Consider the following 18,312-nt stretch of genomic DNA (forward strand, 5'->3'; position numbering starts at 1 on the left):
GTGAAGCGCACCCTGATTTACTAAAAGCCAAGAAAAACAGGATGATACACAGCGACCACTGAGACTATGCAAAGCGAGCTTGGTAATGTGTCCAGCCAGTTTGTATCAAATAGGTATTAAGCAGAAATTAAAACGGCTGTTTTTTTTTGATGGCTTATTCAATCAAATTTATTTATCCCACACCCTTTGCCGATTTAAAAAACAAGCTGGGGCAATGATGTATATGCCCCAGCTTCTTAATAACTTTCTCACATATGGCCCAACCCTGCCACTATAGGATAAAAAAAACGCCTGCATCAAGCAGGCGTTTTCTCCTATCGCAAAACCCGAGGAATTAACTTTCTCGTTGACTGCGACGGCGCTCGTGTTCTTTCAGGTAACGCTTGCGCAGGCGAATGGACTTGGGAGTCACTTCAACCAGCTCATCATCATCCAGGAAGTCCACGGCGTACTCCAGGCTCAAGCGGACAGGTGGAACCAAATCAATGTGCTCGTCCTTGCCAGAGGCACGCACGTTGGTCAGTTTCTTTTCCTTGATGGGGTTAACCACCAGATCATTGTCGCGGCTGTGAATACCGATGATCATGCCTTCGTACAGCGCATCACCGGGGGATACGAACATGCGACCGCGATCCTGCAGCTTCCACAAGGCGTAGGCCACGGCATCGCCGTCGTCCTGACTGATCAGCACGCCGTTACGACGCTCACCAACCGCGCCTTCACGCATAGGACGGAACTCGTCAAAAGTATGGCTCATCAAGCCAGTACCGCGTGTCAGCGTCATGAACTCGCCTTGGAAGCCGATCAGGCCACGGGCGGGAATACGGTACTCCAGGCGTGTACGACCACGGCCATCGGCAACCATATCCTGCAAGTCACCGCGACGGCGACCCAGCTCTTCCATCACGCCACCTTGATGGCCGTCTTCCACGTCCACGGTCAGTTGCTCGTAGGGTTCCATCTTGACGCCGTTCTCTTCACGAATCAGCACGCGTGGACGCGATACGGCCATTTCGTAGCCTTCACGACGCATATTTTCGATCAGAATGGTCAAGTGCAACTCGCCACGACCACACACTTCAAAGACGGTGTCGTCGTCGGTTTCGTTAACCCGCAGCGCCACGTTGGATTTCAGTTCGCGGTCCAAACGATCGCGCAACTGACGGCTGGTCACGAACTTGCCTTCACGGCCAGCCAGAGGCGAGGTGTTCACCATGAAGTTCATCGTCAGAGTAGGCTCGTCAATGCGCAGCAAAGGCAAGGCGTCCTGATGAGCAGGATCGGTCACCGTGCAACCAATGCCCAGCTCTTCAATACCGTTGATCAGCACGATATCACCGGCTTCGGCTTCATCCACTGATACACGCTCCAGCCCCTTGAACTTCAAAACCTGGTTGATACGGCCCTTGATGACTTCGCCATCAGGACCAAATTTCACGACCACGTCCTGGGCAGCGCGCACGCGACCACGGTTCACACGGCCTACACCGATCTTGCCCACGTAGGAACTGTAGTCCAACGAACAGATCTGCAACTGCAACGGAGCGTCAGCATCGTCTTCGCGCTGGGGCACGTGCTGCAAGATAGCCTCGAACAAAGGACGCATATCGCCTTCGCGCACATCTTCGGTCAAACCGGCATAACCCGACAGACCCGATGCGTAAATGATGGGGAAGTCCAACTGCTCGTCGGTCGCGCCCAGTTTGTCGAACAGGTCGAACGTGGCGTTGATCGCGAAGTCAGGACGGGCGCCGGGGCGGTCAACCTTGTTGACCACCACAATCGGACGCAGACCCAGTTCCAACGCTTTACGAGTCACGAAACGGGTTTGAGGCATGGGGCCTTCCACCGCATCCACCAGCAACAGCACGCCGTCAACCATGGACAGCACGCGCTCGACCTCGCCACCGAAGTCGGCGTGACCGGGGGTGTCGATAATGTTGATGTGGGTGCCTTCGTATTCAACGGCACAGTTCTTCGCCAGAATGGTAATACCGCGTTCTTTCTCGATATCGCCCGAGTCCATGACACGTTCGGAGATATGTTCGTTGTCACGGAACGTACCTGCCTGTCTCAACAATTGATCGACCAGGGTGGTCTTCCCGTGGTCAACGTGGGCAATAATGGCCACATTGCGCAATGCGCGTCTCATAACTCATCCTTCTGATTGAAGTTTTTTGGGCAAAATCTCGGTAGGCAAGCTCTCGATGGCCAGCAAGGCCGACATCGGGTCTTCCATCGCCTGCAACCCGTCCAGGGTATAGGCGTCGTCGATATGAAAAGGTCCTAATTCTGTCCGGCGCAAGGCCGTCAGATGGGCAAAACACCCCAGAGCACGTCCAATGTCTTGCGCCAGGGTCCGAATATAGGTTCCCTTGCTGCAACGTACAAACAAACGTGCCGATTGCGGCGTAAAGTCTTGCACCTGCAAATCGTGAATCACGAGATGTCGTGCCTCACGTTCCAGCTCTATACCCTGACGGGCATATTCATACAGGGGCTTGCCATCGCGCTTGAGCGCGGAATACATGGGCGGCACCTGGGTAATGGGTCCTCGGAAAGCAGGCAATACTGCTTCCAGCGCCTCGAGGGTGACACCGGCAACATCTGCCGGAGCCTGGGACACCACATTGCCGGTCAAGTCACCTGAATCGGTTTCCTGCCCAAACTGCAAGGTAGCTTCATAGGCTTTGTCTGCTTCCAGCATCGTGGCGGAAATCTTGGTAGCCCGGCCAAAACAGCAAACCAGCAGGCCCGTTGCAAACGGGTCCAGGGTTCCAGTATGGCCTGCTTTGCGGGCATCCAGAGTGCGGCGGGCACGCTGCAAAGCGTGGTTGCTGGACATTCCGTCGGACTTGTCCAGTAGCAGCACACCATCAATCAACTGCCCGCGTTTTCGCGTAGCCATCGTGTGTCAATCCGTGAAGAAACAACAGCCGCGTCAGGGCTGTTGGTCTGGCTCGTCCGACTTGGACGCTGAGCCAGCTAATTCGCTATCGGCCTGGTTGGCGCTGTCGATGAGCCTGGAGAGCTCCATGCCGCGTTCCAACTGTCGGTCGTGATGAAAATGCAAAGTAGGAACCGTGTGGATATGCAGCAGCTTGAACAGCAGCGAGTGCAACCAACCGGCCTTCTCGGTCAAAGCCGCCTGGGCGACTTCGGGCTCGGCGCCCAGCACCGAGTAATACACTTTGGCGTGTGCGTAATCGGGAGACAGCTCCACGCCAGTCAAGGTAATCAGACCAGCGCGGGTCATATCGATCTCGCGCTGGATCAGGACCGCCAGATCCTTCTGGATCTGGTCGGCCAGGCGCAGATTGCGCCCTGGGTTTGGTTTGGACTTGTGTCGTGCCATAAATTACAGTGTCCGGGCGATCTCTTTGATCTCGAAGATCTCAAGCTGGTCGCCCACTTGGATGTCGTTGTTGCCACGCAGTGTGATACCGCAATCGAAGCCGGAACGCACTTCCTTGACATCGTCCTTGAAGCGGCGCAGGGAATCCAGGTAGCCACTCCAGTGCACCACGTTGTTACGCAGCAAGCGGACTTGCGAGTCACGGCGAACCACACCTTCGGTAACCATACACCCGGCGATGTTACCAATGCGTGACACGTTGTAGACTTCCCGAATTTCGACCATACCGATGACTTCTTCGCGCTGCTCGGGAGCCAACATGCCAGACAGAGCCGCTTTAACCTCGTCCACCGCATCGTAAATGATGTTGTAGTAACGCAAATCAATACCGTTGGCTTCAGCCAGTTTCTTGGCGCTTTGCTCGGCACGAACGTTAAAGCCAATAACCACCGCGTTGGAGGCAATCGCCAGGTTGACGTCGCTCTCGGAGATGCCACCCACAGCGGCGTGTACAACGACCACACGCACTTCGTCGGTAGACAGCTTGACCAGCGACTGCACCAGAGCTTCTTGTGAACCTTGCACGTCGGTCTTGATGATCAGCGACAGGGTTTGCGTACCTTCGCCCAGGTTGTCGAACATGGACTCCAGCTTGGCGGCCTGTTGGCGCGACAGTTTCACATCACGGAACTTGCCTTGGCGGAACAGAGCGATCTCGCGGGCTTTACGCTCGTCAGCCATCACAACCAATTCGTCACCTGCTGCGGGCACTTCGGTCAGACCCTGAATTTCCACCGGAATCGACGGACCTGCAGAGGTCAGCGACTTGCCCGTTTCGTTCAACATGGCGCGAACGCGGCCGAAAGAGGCACCAACCAGCACGCTGTCGCCCCGGTTCAAAGTACCGCTCTGAACCAGAATGGTGGCCACTGGACCACGCCCCTTGTCCAGACGGGCTTCAATAACCGTACCCTTGGCAGGCGCATCAACTGGCGCCTTCAACTCCAGCATTTCGGCTTGCAGCAGGACGTTTTCCAGCAACTCGTCGATGCCCTGGCCGCTCTTGGCCGACACAGGAATAAAGGGCACATCACCACCGTATTCTTCGGGCACCACCTCCTCGGCCACCAGCTCTTGCTTGACGCGCTCTGGGTTGGCTTCGGGTTTGTCGATCTTGTTGATTGCCACCACCAGCGGCACGTCAGCGGCACGAGCGTGGTGAATGGCTTCACGCGTCTGAGGCATCACGCCGTCATCCGCAGCCACCACCAGAATCACGATATCCGTTGCTTTGGTACCGCGAGCACGCATGGCCGTAAAGGCTTCGTGACCGGGGGTATCCAGGAAGGTGGCGGTGCCGCGATCCGTTTTAACGTTGTACGCACCGATGTGCTGCGTAATACCGCCGGCTTCGCCCGACGCAATCTTGGCGCGACGGATGTAGTCCAGCAGCGAGGTTTTACCGTGGTCAACGTGACCCATCACGGTTACCACTGGAGCACGAGGCTTGAGTTCGGCATCGTTCTGGGCATCGGTATCCACCAGGAAGGCTTCAGGATCGTCCAGCTTGGCGGCAATGGCCTTGTGACCGAGCTCTTCGACCAGAATCATGGCCGTTTCCTGATCCAGGACCTGGTTGATGGTAACCATCTGACCCAATTTCATCAGGTGCTTGATCACCTCGGCTGCCTTGACGGCCATACGGTGGGCCAGATCGCTGACGGAAATGGTTTCGGGTACGTGTACTTCGCGGGCAATGAATTCTGCCACTTGTGGTTCACGACGCTCTACCTGAGCATTGCGGCCACCACGTCCACCCTTGCCACGACCGGCCTTGGCGTTGGATTTCCAGCCTTCACGGCCACCACCCGCACCGGCGGAGGCCACATCAGCCTTGGAAGGCTGCTTCTTGCGGCTGGCGTCATTGGTCCAACCAGGCGTGCTGTCGGTCTTGACGGGTTTGCCCGGGGCCTTCTCAGCCTTGGTGCCTTTGACATCTTTCTTCTGGGCACCCTTGGCACCTGGTTTGCTATCAGCCTCTGGCTCGGGAGCACGCAAGACTTTACGAGGACGGTTCAACATATCGCGCAACGCAGCGGCTTCCGCCTCTGCGGCCTTACGGGCACGATCACGATCCTGGTCTTGCTCCACATCGGCGGCAACAGGAGGAATCACCGGGCCACGCACGGCACGGCGCTGGCTGTTGGTGGCCATATCCCGAGGTTTTCCAGTCGAAGTGGGGGCTTTTGTCCCTTGAGGGTGCTGATTTTTATTCACAGAGTTAGCTTGACGGGCGTCGTTTACAGATTTAGTAGATTCCACAGGCTTTTCCTGGGCCGTAGGAGAGGGAGCCGATTCGGCCCTTTCCTGAACAGGCTCCGCGGCGGCTTCGGACGGTTCCGATGCAACTGGGGCCTGTTCCTGAGGCTGGGGCTCGGCTTGGCTTGGTTTTTCCTGCGCGACCACAACGGGCTCTGCAGGAGCGGCTGGTTCAGGCGCGGGCTCTGCAACAGGAGTCGGCTCAGGGACTGCGACCACTTCGGGTTCAGGCTCTGGCTTGGGTTCAGGCTTGGACTCGACAGGGGCTTGCTCCTGCACCGGCGTTTCAGGAGCAGCAAGCACAGGAGCCACGGGCTCGTTGACAGGCGCGGCGGGCGCCTGTTCAACAGCCGGTTTTTCCTGACTGGCCGCTTGGGCCTGAGCCGCTTGCTCCTTTGCATTTTCCTGGGCCAATGCCGCATTGGCTTCTGCCACCAGCTCGGAGGGATCACGCTTTACAAACACACGTTTTTTGCGTGTTTCCACCTGAATCGTGCGGGAACGACCCGACCCGTCATCCTGACGGATCTCCGATGTTTGACGACGAGTCAGGGTGATCTTCTGACCTTCCTGACTGCCGTGCGAGCGGCGCAACGATTCAAGCAGCTTCGCCTTATCCGAATCAGTGATGGCGTCATCAACTGATTTGAGCTCAATACCTGCGCTACGCAACTGCTCCAGCAGAACATTCGCAGGCATTTTCAGTTCTTGAGCGAACTGGGCGACAGTGTTACTCGACATTCGACTCTCTCTTGCTTTACTACAACTATTCTCAATGAATACAACGCGCGGACCTAGCTAGACATATCAGGCCTCGTCGTCAAACCAGTGGGCACGGGCTCGCATGATCAGGTCGCTGGCCGCATCTTGCGCCAGGCCGGTCATCTCGGACAGCTCGTCCGTTGCCAGTTCCGCCAGTTCATCCAGCGTTGTAATCTCGTTTTCAGCCAGTACAGCGATCAGTTCAGGCGTCATGCCCTCGATTCCTGCCAGTTCCTTGACTGCGGTCTGTACCAATTCTTCCTTGGCAATGGCCTCGCTCAGCAGTGCATTGCGGGCGCGGGCACGCAGCTCGTTGACGGTTTCCTCGTCAAAAGCCTCGATATCCTGCAGTTCCTGCAACGGTACGTAAGCAATTTCCTCCAGACCGGTAAACCCTTCGTCGATCAGAATATCGGCCACGGCTTCGTCCACATCCAGGCGGGACATGAACATGGCGCGCAATTCTTCGCGCTCTTCGTCCTGGCGGTTGCGGCTTTCTTCCGGTGTCATGATGTTGATCTGCCAGCCAGTCAACTCCGATGCCAGACGCACGTTCTGACCACGCGAACCAATCGCCTTGGGCAGGTTTTCTTCGTCTACCACCACGTCCATGGCGTGTTTGTCCTCGTCCACCAAAATGGATTCGACATGCGCCGGCGCCAAAGCACCAATCACAAATTCGGCCGGATCATCGGCCCACAACACGATATCGACCTGCTCGCCACCCAGCTCGTTACGCACTGCAGTAACGCGCGAACCGCGCATGCCCACACAAGTACCGATGGGATCGATACGCTTGTCGTAAGCGATAACGGCGATCTTGGCACGCACACCCGCATCACGGGCAGCAGCCTTGATTTCCAGCAGGCCCTGTTCGATCTCGGGCACTTCGTTCTCGAACAGCTCTTTAATAAACTCAGGGGCCGTACGCGACAAGATGACCTGTTGACCACGAGCGGCATAATCCACTTTCTGCACCCAGGCACGAACACGGTCGCCCACGCGGATATTTTCCTTGGGGATCATCTCCGAACGAGGCAAGCGTGCTTCGATCTTGCCCATTTCGATAATGGCATCGCCCTTATCCATGCGCTTGACTGTACCGGAAACAATGGTTTCACCACGCTCCAGGAAGTCGTTCAGAACCTGTTCGCGCTCGGCGTCGCGGATTTTTTGCAAAATGGCCTGTTTGGCCGCCTGGGCACCGATACGGCCAAACTCGATAGGCTCGAGTGGCTCTTCGATGTAATCGTCCACTTGCAGCTCGGGATCGATTTCCTGGGCGTCCGACAGCATTTCCTGTTTATCAGGCTCTTGCAGGCCGGCCTCATCGGGCACGACCAGCCAGCGCCGGAAGCCTTCGTGGGCGCCGGTTTCCCTGTCGATTTCCACACGGATATCGACATCTTCCTTGAAGCGCTTTTTCATGGCCGAGGCCAAGGCGCTTTCGAGCGCGGTGAACACGACATCACGCGCTACAGATTTTTCACGCGCCAGCGCATCGACCAGCAATAGAATTTCGCGACTCATCGCTTCTTACCCTTGAAATCAAGAACGGGATCCAATTTGGCACGATCCACCTGGTCATAGGTGAATTCGACCTGCGTCAGCTTGCCCGATGCTTCGTCCAGTTCCAGCCTAAAAACGGTATCCAGCGGAACACTAGCCGGTAGCGCCCCTTCAGGAGCGTGGAGCGTACCCACAAACACTTTCCGATTATCGAGTGCTTCATGCAGGCGCACCTGCACCCGCTCACCCGAAAAACGCACATAGTCAGCAACGCGCAACAAGGGGCGATCCACCCCGGGCGACGTCACTTCCATGCGTTGATAGTCCACGTTTTCCACTTCGAAAACGCGCGACAGTTGTTTAGACACCCATTCACAGTGTTCGATACGCACCCCTTCCGGGTGATCGATGATGATACGTAGCAAGCCTAGCGGCGCACGCTCCACGTCCACCAGTTCGTACTCGGTACCCGCCAGGGTCTCTTGTGCCAAAGCTAGAATGTCTGCCATAAAATCCAAAAAAAATGGGCTGTACGCCAGCCCATGGTCACCATGCACGCTTGAAAATCAAGCGGGCCCTGGCCTTGCGCATTGCCAACGTCAAATCGGGATAGTTGCAGGCGCAACCGAACCGGATGATCCACGCGGTCTTTGCCTTGACTTTGCTTTGAAAGACCGCCCTATTCGCTGGCGCGCAGCATCAAAAAAGACCCAGCCGACACAAACGTCTCTGAGCCAAGTTCTATATTCTACCAGAAAACCGGAAAATACGTGCATTCACACGGCCTTACAGGCCCAAACCGCAGGGTTCGGGCCACAAACTCAAAGTCCGTGCGACTTAGCGTTACCGACGCCCGCGCCCCAAGTGGGATTCATGGGCCGCCGAACTGGCTGGCTGCCAGTCATCATCACGACGACTGACACGACGCACCACCGTTGTTTTCTTCACATGCGCCTTGGGCGATTGCCCAGCACCCGCACGACCGGAAGCTGCGCGACGAGCCGAGGGCGCACGACTTTCCTGGGCACCGCGAGCATGACCACCACGGGCTTGATCACTACGCCCCTCGCCGCGCGCCTGGTCTCCGCGCGCTGGGCGGCGGCCATTATGTACACGCGCCCCTTCCTGCGTCCGCCCCTCGCGGCCGCGGCCTTCATGCGAACGGCCTTCCGAAGAACGCCCTTCTGCCGAACGACCGCGCTGCTGACCACGAGCACCCTGCCCACCCCGTGGAGCACCTCGCCCTTGGCCACCGTGCTCACGACGGCCGCCATCAGGGTGACCATTGGCCAAACCACCGCTGATGAACAAAGCGCCGCTGACGGACTCATTCACACGCACATTATTCGAGGATCGACCGCGACCCGCCACACGACCACCACGCCCCATACGAGCACCGCTCAGACCGTTGTTCTCCAGCGTACCGAAACCAGGAGGCAAGGCACTGTCATGAGACAGGGGCTGACGTTCGCGACGCTGATGACCACCAGCGTCATCCGATTCTTTCACCAAGCCCAGGCGCAGCATAAATGCCATCACGACATCCGCATCCAACTCCTCCCAACGACCACGGCGCAAATTCTTGGGCAGACCAACATCACCAAAACGGGTACGGATCAAACGGCTGACCGTCACACCCATGGCTTCAAACATACGACGCACTTCGCGGTTACGGCCCTCATGAATGGTGACGCGATACCAACGGTTACTGCCCTCACCACCCAGGAATTCGATCAGGCCGAACTTGGCCACGCCGTCTTCCAACTGCACGCCATCGCGCATGGACTGCATTTGCTCTTCGCTCAGTTCACCCAAAACACGTACTGCGTACTCACGCTCGGCACCGTAGCGCGGATGCATCATACGGTTGGCAATATCGCCTGATGTGGTGAAGATCAACAAACCTTCGGTATTCAAATCCAGACGACCAACCGACAACCACTTGCCCACTTTCAGGGAAGGCAGACGACCAAACACGGTGGCACGGCCTTCGGGATCGTCGTGCGTGACAATTTCGCCTGCAGGCTTGTGATACAGAATCACGCGTGGAGGACGTTTGGTATTGGCACGATTGATCAACTGACCATTGATACGCACCTTGTCGTCTACACTGACACGTTGCCCAATATGAGCCGGTTCACCATTCACCGAAACACGGCCCGCCACAATCAACTCTTCCATATCGCGGCGCGAACCAATACCGGCCTCTGCCAGCACCTTGTGCAATTTGGGCTGCACCAGTTCGCTGCCCATGTATTTACCCAAACGCTGTGACAGGCGATTTTGCTTGTCCAGGTGGCTGAATGCGATGTCATCATCACCATCCAAGATCACAACGGGTGCATCATCAGCCGGATTCGAGTAGCGAGCTTCCTGGCTGCTACCGGGGCGCTTGCCAGCGCCACCGCGTGCCTCTTGACGACGACCGGCCGAGGCGGGTTTGCGACGATTATTCTGTGGGCGAGCTGGACGGGCCTTGGCTTCACTTGGAGCGGCCGCCTGGACCTCGTCGTTCTGGCGAGGAGCCGACTCTTGAGCGGCATCACCACGACGGCGGCGAAACGGCGTGCGCAATTTGCGCCCCTGGCCTTTCGCGCGGGGATTCTTGGATTCGGCCGCGCCTGAGGCGTCCGATGTAGAGGCTGTGTTCGTCTCGTGCGAATCAGTCATTTTTAATCATTTACTCCAGAGTTTTTTATTTCATCCGGTACCTGTACATCCGATAGGCCAGCCGCAGCCTGGGCCTCATCCACGGGGTCCGGTGTCGTATTCACTTCAGCTTGTTCCGTTTGTGGCAGTTCCGCTTCTGAAACTGCCTCAAGCAACTTGTCCTGACTACCTGAATCAGAATCCGCTTCGGACTCCAGTTCAAGTTGAGCAGCAACAGCCTGTAGCGGCTCCACGCTCACTTCCAAAGCAGCGTCTTGTTCTGCTTCTTGTTCTATTTCTTGCCCTGCTTCCGGACCAGTCTGCTGCGCCACCACAGATGCAGACTCTTGCGCACCCAGCTCTGCCGCCTGCTCCTGGCCCTGATGATCCTTACCCTGCTGCTGTTGATCCGGCTGCTGGTCCAGTTCTTGACCCGGCTCTTTGTCTTGCCCCTGATCAGCCGATGCTGCCGCTTGCCCGTTTGGCAAGGATGTCAATACATCCAGGGAATCCAGAGTTTCAACCGAAGGCAATTCATCCAAAGAACGCAGGCCCAGATCATTCAGAAACTGACGGGTCGTTCCCAGCAATGCCGGACGTCCGGGCGCATCACGATAGCCCAGCACCTCAATCCAGCCCCGATCTTCCAAGGTGCGCACAATTTGAGTCGATACGCTGACACCCCGTATGTCCTCAATATCCCCACGGGTTACAGGTTGCCGCCAAGCAATAATCGCCAAGGTTTCCAGCACAGCCCGCGAATACTTGGGCGCGCGTTCCAGACTCAGACGGGACAAAAACACTTGCATGGCCGGGCGACTTTGAAAGCGCCAACCCGAGGCAACCTGAACCAACTCCAGGCCTCGCTCTTTCCAATCCAATTGCAAGATAGCCAGATAACGGCGCAGATCATCCGCGCTCAGCGGCGGGGAGACAAACATTTTGCGCAACTCGGCGCTGTTCATGGGCTGCTGTGCACACAGCAAAGCCGTCTCCAGGACTCGGATTATTTCACTTTCAGTCACTGCTGGGAAGCCTCACTTTCTGGCGATACTTGCATAAAGCAAAAATTCCATGTTAGTATTTATCTTTTACGGCGCGGGGTGGAGCAGCATGGTAGCTCGTCGGGCTCATAACCCGAAGGTCGTAGGTTCAAATCCTGCCCCCGCAACCATCATCCGGAACTGCCTAGCAAAATCAAACAAGCCAGCCAATTCGCGCTGGCTTTTTTGTTGCCCGCGGTGTTGATCATCAATCTTGTGCGCGGCACAGCCCACAGCCAGAACACGCAGGCCAGCCATCAACACCGCAGCAATAATCCCAGCCCAAGCAAAGGCCACCACAGCGGCCACAGCACGCATCTGAATCACCATCGCCGCTATCGGGCCTTGCACAGGGCCGGAAGCGCACACAAGCCCACCGCCCTGGCTCAAACCAGAAACAGCCGCTTTAAAAGCAATTAAAAATGTTGTGTAAGCACACATGCTGATGATGAGTATGTCCGCAAGCCCTATCGGACGGGATTTGAATTAGCGGTCCTGATTAGCGGAACGCGAAAACAGCACAACAACGTTTGGGGCAATAACTGATCGGGGCGACAGGTCTACATGGTCAAATGCCAATATCAAGGCACCAACAGACCACCGCAGGGGTTATCGATTGCCTAAACCTGAAGCAAAGCCAGAAACAGAGAAATTCGTTTTGCCGGGACATCCCGCCTAGTAGGGGAGCCGACTGCTATCAAAGCCAGATGCCAGCCATCAAGAACTGGTCGCTATACAGGGAGCCGCTTGCGCGTTTGAGCTTTTAGAAATGCCAATCCGGCTGAACCTGTAAGCACAGTCCGTATTACACCATTGCGACCAGCAAGACGCAAGAAAATTGAGGGCCGTTTTATCCTGCCTTCATGCCCTTCCCGACGGCAATCGCCAAATATTAATGAAATAAACACGCCACACTATGTACATAATCAAAAACTATGTTATAGTTATTTTTCTGACGCGGGGTGGAGCAGCATGGTAGCTCGTCGGGCTCATAACCCGAAGGTCGTAGGTTCAAATCCTGCCCCCGCAACCATATTTAAAAAAACCGTCGCTTATGCGGCGGTTTTTTTTCGTCCTGCCTCGGGACGCTCATCATTTCAGGCCCTACTGCTTGCAACAAACCAAGCAACATGGCCTCGATGCTTTTGGTACCCAGAACCAGAGCGTGTGTTGGGCAACACCCACTCTACATAGCGCAACAGCCAGAAAAGCACTGCCAGCCCCCTAAAGGCCGACAATGCTTGGCGCCCGATCAATTCGATGCGTCGGCCTTGGCAAGGCCAAACCACTTCAAACCATAACGCAACTGATCGCGTAGCCAGACATAGGCAGAAGGGACTTCTTGCCCCGTATCGAATCTGGCCTGCACGTTCAGGCCGGACATCAATTTACGCATTTGATCCATAGACAAGCCAGACTCCAGGCGGGTCGCAGGCCAGGGAGGATCCATGGTCACCTCCAAGCTCAAACGCCCCTTGGGTGCGGGGAGCTGAGCAATAAATGCCAGCAAAGCATCGCGACTGTCCCGATCCGCAACCGAGTCAGGCATCAGTTGTACAGAAGTGCGTGCTGCCAACAAGGCCTTCTCAATACCCGGGCGCGGATCCTCGTACATGCTCATATTCATAACCAATGGGGGGATGACCATGGACTGGATCAGATTCTGATTATCCAGATACAGACTCAGGCTTTTAAGTTCGGCCTGCTCAAGTTCGTCCGGCCCCAAGGCACGCCCTGCTGCCGACTCAATCCCGAACTGCGCCTGAATACGAACCTCACGCAGATGCTGACTACGCAGTCGAACCTGCTCCAAATACAATTGCGCCGAAGCCGAATTCCACGTGTACTTGAGAGAAAAATCCATCGGTTTGGCTTGCAGACGCATCACGTAATCCTGCCCAGGAAAACGCCCTGTCAGAACATAGATTCCGCTTACGTTTAGATCCATGGAGTCTGGAACAGCTTGCCGCTCGGAAAGTACAGCCACCCCCTCATCGCGCAACACAAGCTCATCGAAAGCCAACAACATGGACGAAAAACCAGCCGACCACTGCCCATTCTGGACTCGACAAGCTCCATCCCGATCCTGCATCTGAAGCTCGTCACCTGATTGCGGCTGCAACGCGACATAATGACGCAAATACTCACAAGCAGGCCCCGCTTGGGCTGAACTGGCCAGCACCATCGCGCCCCCTAATATCAAGGCAATTTTTTTCTTCATGAAGTCCTCGTCGTGGGCAAGCGCCGGCAACCATACCAAACAAGCCTTCCCTTTGCATGAAACGCTGGCTAGTATACAAAGCCATCAGGGCCTAAGCCCTACCCTGTTTCAAGATAGGCACACCAATGCCCCTTCGCCATGGCCAGTACTGAACCGATCCAATTTTCACTTTGCACACAACTGAATGATCTCGACTCAGCAAGCTGGGATGCGCTATCGGGCCATCACCTCTTGCTTCGCCATGCTTTTTTAAGGTCCCTGCACGAAACCGGTTGCGTCACCCCGCAAACAGGCTGGTCACCGAATTACCTATTGATGCATCGTGGCCAGACGCTGTGTGGCGCCGTGCCCCTGTATCTGAAGCATCACTCCCGGGGAGAATATGTGTTTGACCAAGGCTGGGCCCAAGCCTATCAACGCCATGGTCTGGACTATTACCCCAAGCTCTTGTGCGCCATCCCCTTTACGCCCGTCAGCGGCCCGCGTCTTTTGGCTCACACCCAGGAAGATCGCGTCCTGCTGGCCCGGCAACTGATCCAACTGACACAGAACAATCAGTTATCCTCCGTGCATGTGCTGTTCCCCAATCCGGACGACAGGCAAGCTCTGGAGCAGGCTGGCTTCATGATTCGCCATGATGTGCAATTTCACTGGCAGAACCAGGACTACGCCAGCTACGAGGACTTTCTGGCTTCGCTGACTCAGCAAAAGCGCAAAAAAATGCGACAGGACAGCCGCAAGATTTACGAACAAGGCCTGTCCTTTAAACACAAGCAGGGTCAAGAGATTAGCGAACAAAATCTAGACTACTTTTACCAGTGCTACGCCAACACTTATCAGGAGCGCGGGCAACGTCCTTATCTGAATCGGGAATTCTTTGCGCGCCTGCATGAACAGTTACCCGAATCCCTCGTGTTGATTCTGGCCCAACAACATGGGCAAACAGTAGCCTGCGCCCTATCGCTACGGGATGGGCACACACTTTATGGACGTTACTGGGGCTGTACTCGCTACGTACCTGGCCTGCACTTCGAGACCTGCTACAACCAGGCGATCCAGTTCTGCATTGCACAGCAACTGCGTTTCTTTGAAGGTGGCGCTCAAGGGGAGCACAAGCTCTCGCGTGGCTTGTTGCCAACTCCCACCAGCTCGGCACATTGGATTGCAGATCCTCGCTTTGCCCACGCCATTGAAGCATTCCTGCATGAAGAAGCGGGCCATGTGGCCCGCTATCAGGAAACGCTCAGCAGCCATACCCCGTTTAAAACGCTGGCAGGCTAAAAAAATCAGTCTTTCTTGTCTTTGCCGGGTGGCGCAAAGGGAAAGACCGAGAACATCTGCCGGGTCTGGTCCTGCATCTGATCCTGCATTTGCACGAACAGATTCTTGCTTTGATCGATATAGCTGTTCATGACGGTTTGCATCACAGGCGCCTGTAGACTCATGAATTGCGCCCAGGCCTCGGGGCCAAACTGCCCGCCATACACGCCCTTGGACTGTTCGGTCATGCGCTCCTGGATTTCCATGAAAGCCTGAATGTTTTTTTCCAGATACGAGCCCATCACCCCCTGCATGGCATTGCCATAAAAGCGGATGATCTGCATCAGCACCGGAGTGGAAAACATCGGGATCCCCCCGCTTTCTTCCTCAAGAATAATCTGCAGCAAAATACTGCGCGTCAGGTCTTCGCCGCTTTTAGCATCGACGACCGCGAACTCCTCGCCTGACAGGACCAGTTGCTTGACATCGACCATCGTGATGTAAGCACTGGCCTGTGTATCGTACAAGCGGCGATTGGGGTATTTCTTGATGAGTCGAGGGGATCCCATGCTGGTACTGACTTCCTAATCAATAAAACAAAAACACGCGCTCTGCACTGCAACAAGCCTTAGCTCATGTGCAAGCCACCGTTCAGGGAAAAATCCGCGCCCGTGGCAAAGCCTGAATCACCCGAGGCCAGCCAAGCCACCATGGAGCCAATTTCATCCGGTGTACCCAAACGGCCTACTGGAATGGTCGCCACGATTTTCTCCAGAACATCGGGGCGAATCGCACGCACCATATCCGTACCAATATAACCGGGGGAGATAGTATTGACCGTCACCCCCTTGTTAGCAACCTCCTGGGCCAGGGCCATGGTAAAGCCATGAATCCCGGCTTTGGCCGTGGAGTAGTTGGTCTGGCCAAACTGCCCTTTTTGCCCATTCACCGAACTGATGTTGATGATACGGCCCCACTGACGCTCTACCATGCCATCAATCACCTGCTTGGTCACGTTGAACAAACTGTTCAAGTTGGTGTCGATCACCGCACGCCAATCTTCCTGGCTCATTTTACGGAAGGTCCCGTCGCGCGTAATCCCGGCATTATTGACCAATACGTCTACACGACCAAAATCGGCAAATACCTTTTTAAAGGTCTCAACAGTCGAATCCCAGTCTGCTACGTTGCCCACCGAAGCATGAAATGTGTAACCCAGCTCGGCTTGCTCACCCAACCATTTCTGAAAATCACGGTTGGGGCCGCAGCCTGCAACAACGGTAAAGCCGTCTTTGGCCAGGCGCTGACAAATGACTGTCCCTATCCCTCCCATACCACCAGTTACGTAAGCGACTTTGCTGCTCATATACATCTCCTGAAAGGGGTGACAACGCTCGAATCCCTGAGCCAGCCCGGGCAATGGAAAAGTCTGGCATCGGGATAAAGGAAGCAGGCAGAACGCCCTGCTCCCGAAACCTGAAAAACTGAAAAATTAACTGGCGCGCACTTTCACATAACTGCCGGGTGCCTCTTCCAGCACGGGATAACGCGCATGGCCCAAACGACGTTTTGCGCGACGTCGTGAGCCTGACAAGGGCGCAAGCCAAGCAGTCCAGTCCGACCACCAACTACCGGGGACGGCCTGCGCCCGTTCCATATACTGCTGGGCATCCAGCGTGGCAACCGGCTCGCCGTCTTGCAGCACCCAGTAATTACGACGCTGCTTGGCAGGCGGGTTAATGACACCTGCAATATGGCCCGAGGCCCCCAGCACAAAACGATGCTGGGCCGCAGGCAATGCTCGCAAGGATGCATAGGCCGACTGCCAGGGCACGATATGGTCGTCTCTGGAGCCATACAAGTAGACAGGCAAATCAAGCTGACTCAGATCGGCACGGTGCTCCCCCACAGGGACACCGCCTTTCTGAACCAGACGATTTTCCAGATAGGTATTACGCAAGTACCAGGTAAAGAAAGGACCGGGCAAATGGGTGCCGTCGGAGTTCCAGTACAGCAAGTCAAAGGCAGGTGGTTTTTTACCCTGCAAGTAATTGCTGTTCACATAGTTCCAAACCAGCTCGGCGGGGCGCAGGAAAGAAAAGGTACTGGCCAGTTCGCGAGCATTGAGCAAGCCGCCCTGCCCCAATTGCCACTCCCGAAACGCGACCTGCGCTTCGTCGATAAAAACATTCAGCATGCCCACGTCGGTGAAGTCCAGCATGGTGGTCAGCAAGGTCATGGAAGCGGCCGGGTCCTGACCTTTATTGCGTGCCAGCGCCAAGGCGCTGGCCAGCAAGGTGCCACCAATACAAAAGCCCAGCGTATTGATTTTTTCCTGTCCCGACAGCTCCTGACTGACCCGAATCGCCTCCAGCACGCCTTGCTCCAGATAATCCTGCCAGCCCAGGGCATGAATATGGGCCGCGTCATTCGGCTGAGGATTGCGCCAGGACATCAGATACACCGTCAGCCCCTGATCCAGGGCGTGACGTACAAACGAATTCTCGGGCTGCAAATCCAAAATGTAGAACTTGTTGATGCACGGAGGCACGATCAGCAAAGGCACGGCATGCACCATACTGGTGGTGGGTGCGTACTGAATCAACTGAAAAATATCGTTCTGGAACACCACGGCACCCGAGGTGGTGCCCACGTTTTGTCCCAACTGAAACTGGCTTTCATCCGTTTGAGTCAGACGCCCTTTTTGCCAGTCGCCCATAAAATTGGACATACCCTCCAGCACGGACTGGCCCCCGGTATCCATCATGGTTTGCAGAGCCTGGGGGTTGAGCAGCAGATAGTTGCTGGGCGACATGGCCTCGGCCCACTGCATCATGGAAAAGCTCAAACGCTCGCGCTGTGCGGCGTCCAGCTCCATCAGGTCCAGCATCTCGTTCATGGCCTGAACGCCAAGCTGCCAGATATGGGCGTTGAACAAGGCGGTGGGATTGCGCTGCCAAGCGGCATCCGCAAACCGACGATCCTGTGGGGGTGGCAAAGCACCGCGTTGGGCTTGGTCCCACAGATCCTGCCACCGCTGCATATAACGAGCTTGCAGTTCAGCACAGCGGGTGGCATCCATCGGTTTGCCAAAACCTTGAAAAGCTCTGTTGTTACTCGACATCTGCCACCTGTAAACGAATTGCAAATACGCTTAAAGCATGACGTTCGTAACAAAGGCAGTCAATTGGGGT

Annotated in this window: 14 protein-coding genes and 2 tRNA genes; 4 read left to right on the forward strand and 12 right to left on the reverse strand. The window is 55.9% G+C overall.

The genetic code is table 11. From position 1 onward, the window contains the following. Window positions 1-334: 334 nt before the first annotated feature. The 8 genes from typA to scpB all read right to left on the reverse strand — a co-directional run bounded on the left by typA (window position 335) and on the right by scpB (window position 11,559). Window positions 335-2,152 (reverse strand): translational GTPase TypA, encoded by a 1,818-nt coding sequence (typA, locus tag ACDI13_RS04985; RefSeq protein ID WP_316989151.1) that lies wholly within the window; start codon window positions 2,150-2,152, stop codon window positions 335-337. A gap of 3 nt (window positions 2,153-2,155) precedes the next feature. Next, the gene (gene truB / locus ACDI13_RS04990) at window positions 2,156-2,908 is read right to left on the reverse strand and encodes a tRNA pseudouridine(55) synthase TruB (RefSeq protein WP_316989150.1); all 753 of its coding nucleotides are present in this window, start codon (window positions 2,906-2,908) and stop codon (window positions 2,156-2,158) included. A gap of 33 nt (window positions 2,909-2,941) precedes the next feature. Continuing rightward, window positions 2,942-3,355: a 30S ribosome-binding factor RbfA gene (rbfA, locus tag ACDI13_RS04995; RefSeq protein ID WP_316989149.1), complete on the reverse strand. Its 414-nt coding sequence runs from the start codon at window positions 3,353-3,355 to the stop codon at window positions 2,942-2,944. Window positions 3,356-3,358: 3 nt separating this feature from the next. Continuing rightward, a complete protein-coding gene (infB, locus tag ACDI13_RS05000) occupies window positions 3,359-6,415 on the reverse strand; it encodes a translation initiation factor IF-2 (protein ID WP_372372816.1) in 3,057 nt (1,018 codons plus the stop codon). A gap of 66 nt (window positions 6,416-6,481) precedes the next feature. Beyond that, complete coding sequence (gene nusA, locus ACDI13_RS05005; RefSeq protein ID WP_316990847.1) at window positions 6,482-7,966, reverse strand: transcription termination factor NusA; 1,485 nt, start codon at window positions 7,964-7,966, stop codon at window positions 6,482-6,484. Further along, window positions 7,963-8,454: a ribosome maturation factor RimP gene (gene rimP, locus ACDI13_RS05010; protein ID WP_316990846.1), complete on the reverse strand. Its 492-nt coding sequence runs from the start codon at window positions 8,452-8,454 to the stop codon at window positions 7,963-7,965. Before rimP ends, nusA begins: the two co-directional genes overlap by 4 nt. A gap of 334 nt (window positions 8,455-8,788) precedes the next feature. Next, window positions 8,789-10,615 (reverse strand): 23S rRNA pseudouridine(2605) synthase RluB, encoded by a 1,827-nt coding sequence (gene rluB / locus ACDI13_RS05015; RefSeq protein ID WP_316990845.1) that lies wholly within the window; start codon window positions 10,613-10,615, stop codon window positions 8,789-8,791. Window positions 10,616-10,617: 2 nt separating this feature from the next. Then, window positions 10,618-11,559 (reverse strand): SMC-Scp complex subunit ScpB, encoded by a 942-nt coding sequence (scpB, locus tag ACDI13_RS05020; RefSeq protein ID WP_372372819.1) that lies wholly within the window; start codon window positions 11,557-11,559, stop codon window positions 10,618-10,620. A gap of 132 nt (window positions 11,560-11,691) precedes the next feature. On the opposite strand from scpB, the gene ACDI13_RS05025 reads away from it, so the two are divergent. The 3 genes from ACDI13_RS05025 (at window position 11,692) to ACDI13_RS05035 (ending at window position 12,670) form a co-directional block, all read left to right on the forward strand. Further along, a tRNA-Met gene (locus tag ACDI13_RS05025) sits at window positions 11,692-11,768 on the forward strand. A 70-nt stretch (window positions 11,769-11,838) separates the two neighbouring features. After that, window positions 11,839-12,057, forward strand: a complete 219-nt coding sequence (locus tag ACDI13_RS05030) for a hypothetical protein (protein ID WP_372372821.1) — start codon at window positions 11,839-11,841, stop codon at window positions 12,055-12,057. Window positions 12,058-12,593: 536 nt separating this feature from the next. Then, window positions 12,594-12,670, forward strand: a tRNA-Met gene (locus tag ACDI13_RS05035). 219 nt (window positions 12,671-12,889) lie between these two features. On the opposite strand, the gene ACDI13_RS05040 is transcribed toward ACDI13_RS05035, so the two are convergent. Further along, window positions 12,890-13,858 carry a hypothetical protein gene (locus ACDI13_RS05040; protein WP_316990843.1) on the reverse strand — a complete coding sequence of 323 codons (969 nt, stop codon included), beginning with the start codon at window positions 13,856-13,858 and terminating at the stop codon, window positions 12,890-12,892. A gap of 138 nt (window positions 13,859-13,996) precedes the next feature. On the opposite strand from ACDI13_RS05040, the gene ACDI13_RS05045 reads away from it, so the two are divergent. Beyond that, window positions 13,997-15,139, forward strand: coding sequence for a GNAT family N-acetyltransferase (locus ACDI13_RS05045; protein WP_316990842.1), 1,143 nt, complete (start codon window positions 13,997-13,999; stop codon window positions 15,137-15,139). Window positions 15,140-15,144: 5 nt separating this feature from the next. On the opposite strand, the gene phaR is transcribed toward ACDI13_RS05045, so the two are convergent. From phaR to ACDI13_RS05060, 3 genes are all read right to left on the reverse strand, one after another. Continuing rightward, window positions 15,145-15,687: a polyhydroxyalkanoate synthesis repressor PhaR gene (gene phaR / locus ACDI13_RS05050; protein ID WP_316990841.1), complete on the reverse strand. Its 543-nt coding sequence runs from the start codon at window positions 15,685-15,687 to the stop codon at window positions 15,145-15,147. A gap of 59 nt (window positions 15,688-15,746) precedes the next feature. Next, window positions 15,747-16,484 (reverse strand): acetoacetyl-CoA reductase, encoded by a 738-nt coding sequence (phbB, locus tag ACDI13_RS05055; RefSeq protein WP_316990840.1) that lies wholly within the window; start codon window positions 16,482-16,484, stop codon window positions 15,747-15,749. Window positions 16,485-16,610: 126 nt separating this feature from the next. Then, window positions 16,611-18,242, reverse strand: a complete 1,632-nt coding sequence (locus ACDI13_RS05060) for an alpha/beta fold hydrolase (RefSeq protein WP_316990839.1) — start codon at window positions 18,240-18,242, stop codon at window positions 16,611-16,613. Window positions 18,243-18,312: the final 70 nt, after the last annotated feature.

Origin of the sequence: Alcaligenes faecalis (assembly GCF_041521385.1) — a bacterium.
In the GTDB taxonomy this organism is placed as follows: domain Bacteria; phylum Pseudomonadota; class Gammaproteobacteria; order Burkholderiales; family Burkholderiaceae_B; genus Alcaligenes; species Alcaligenes faecalis_E.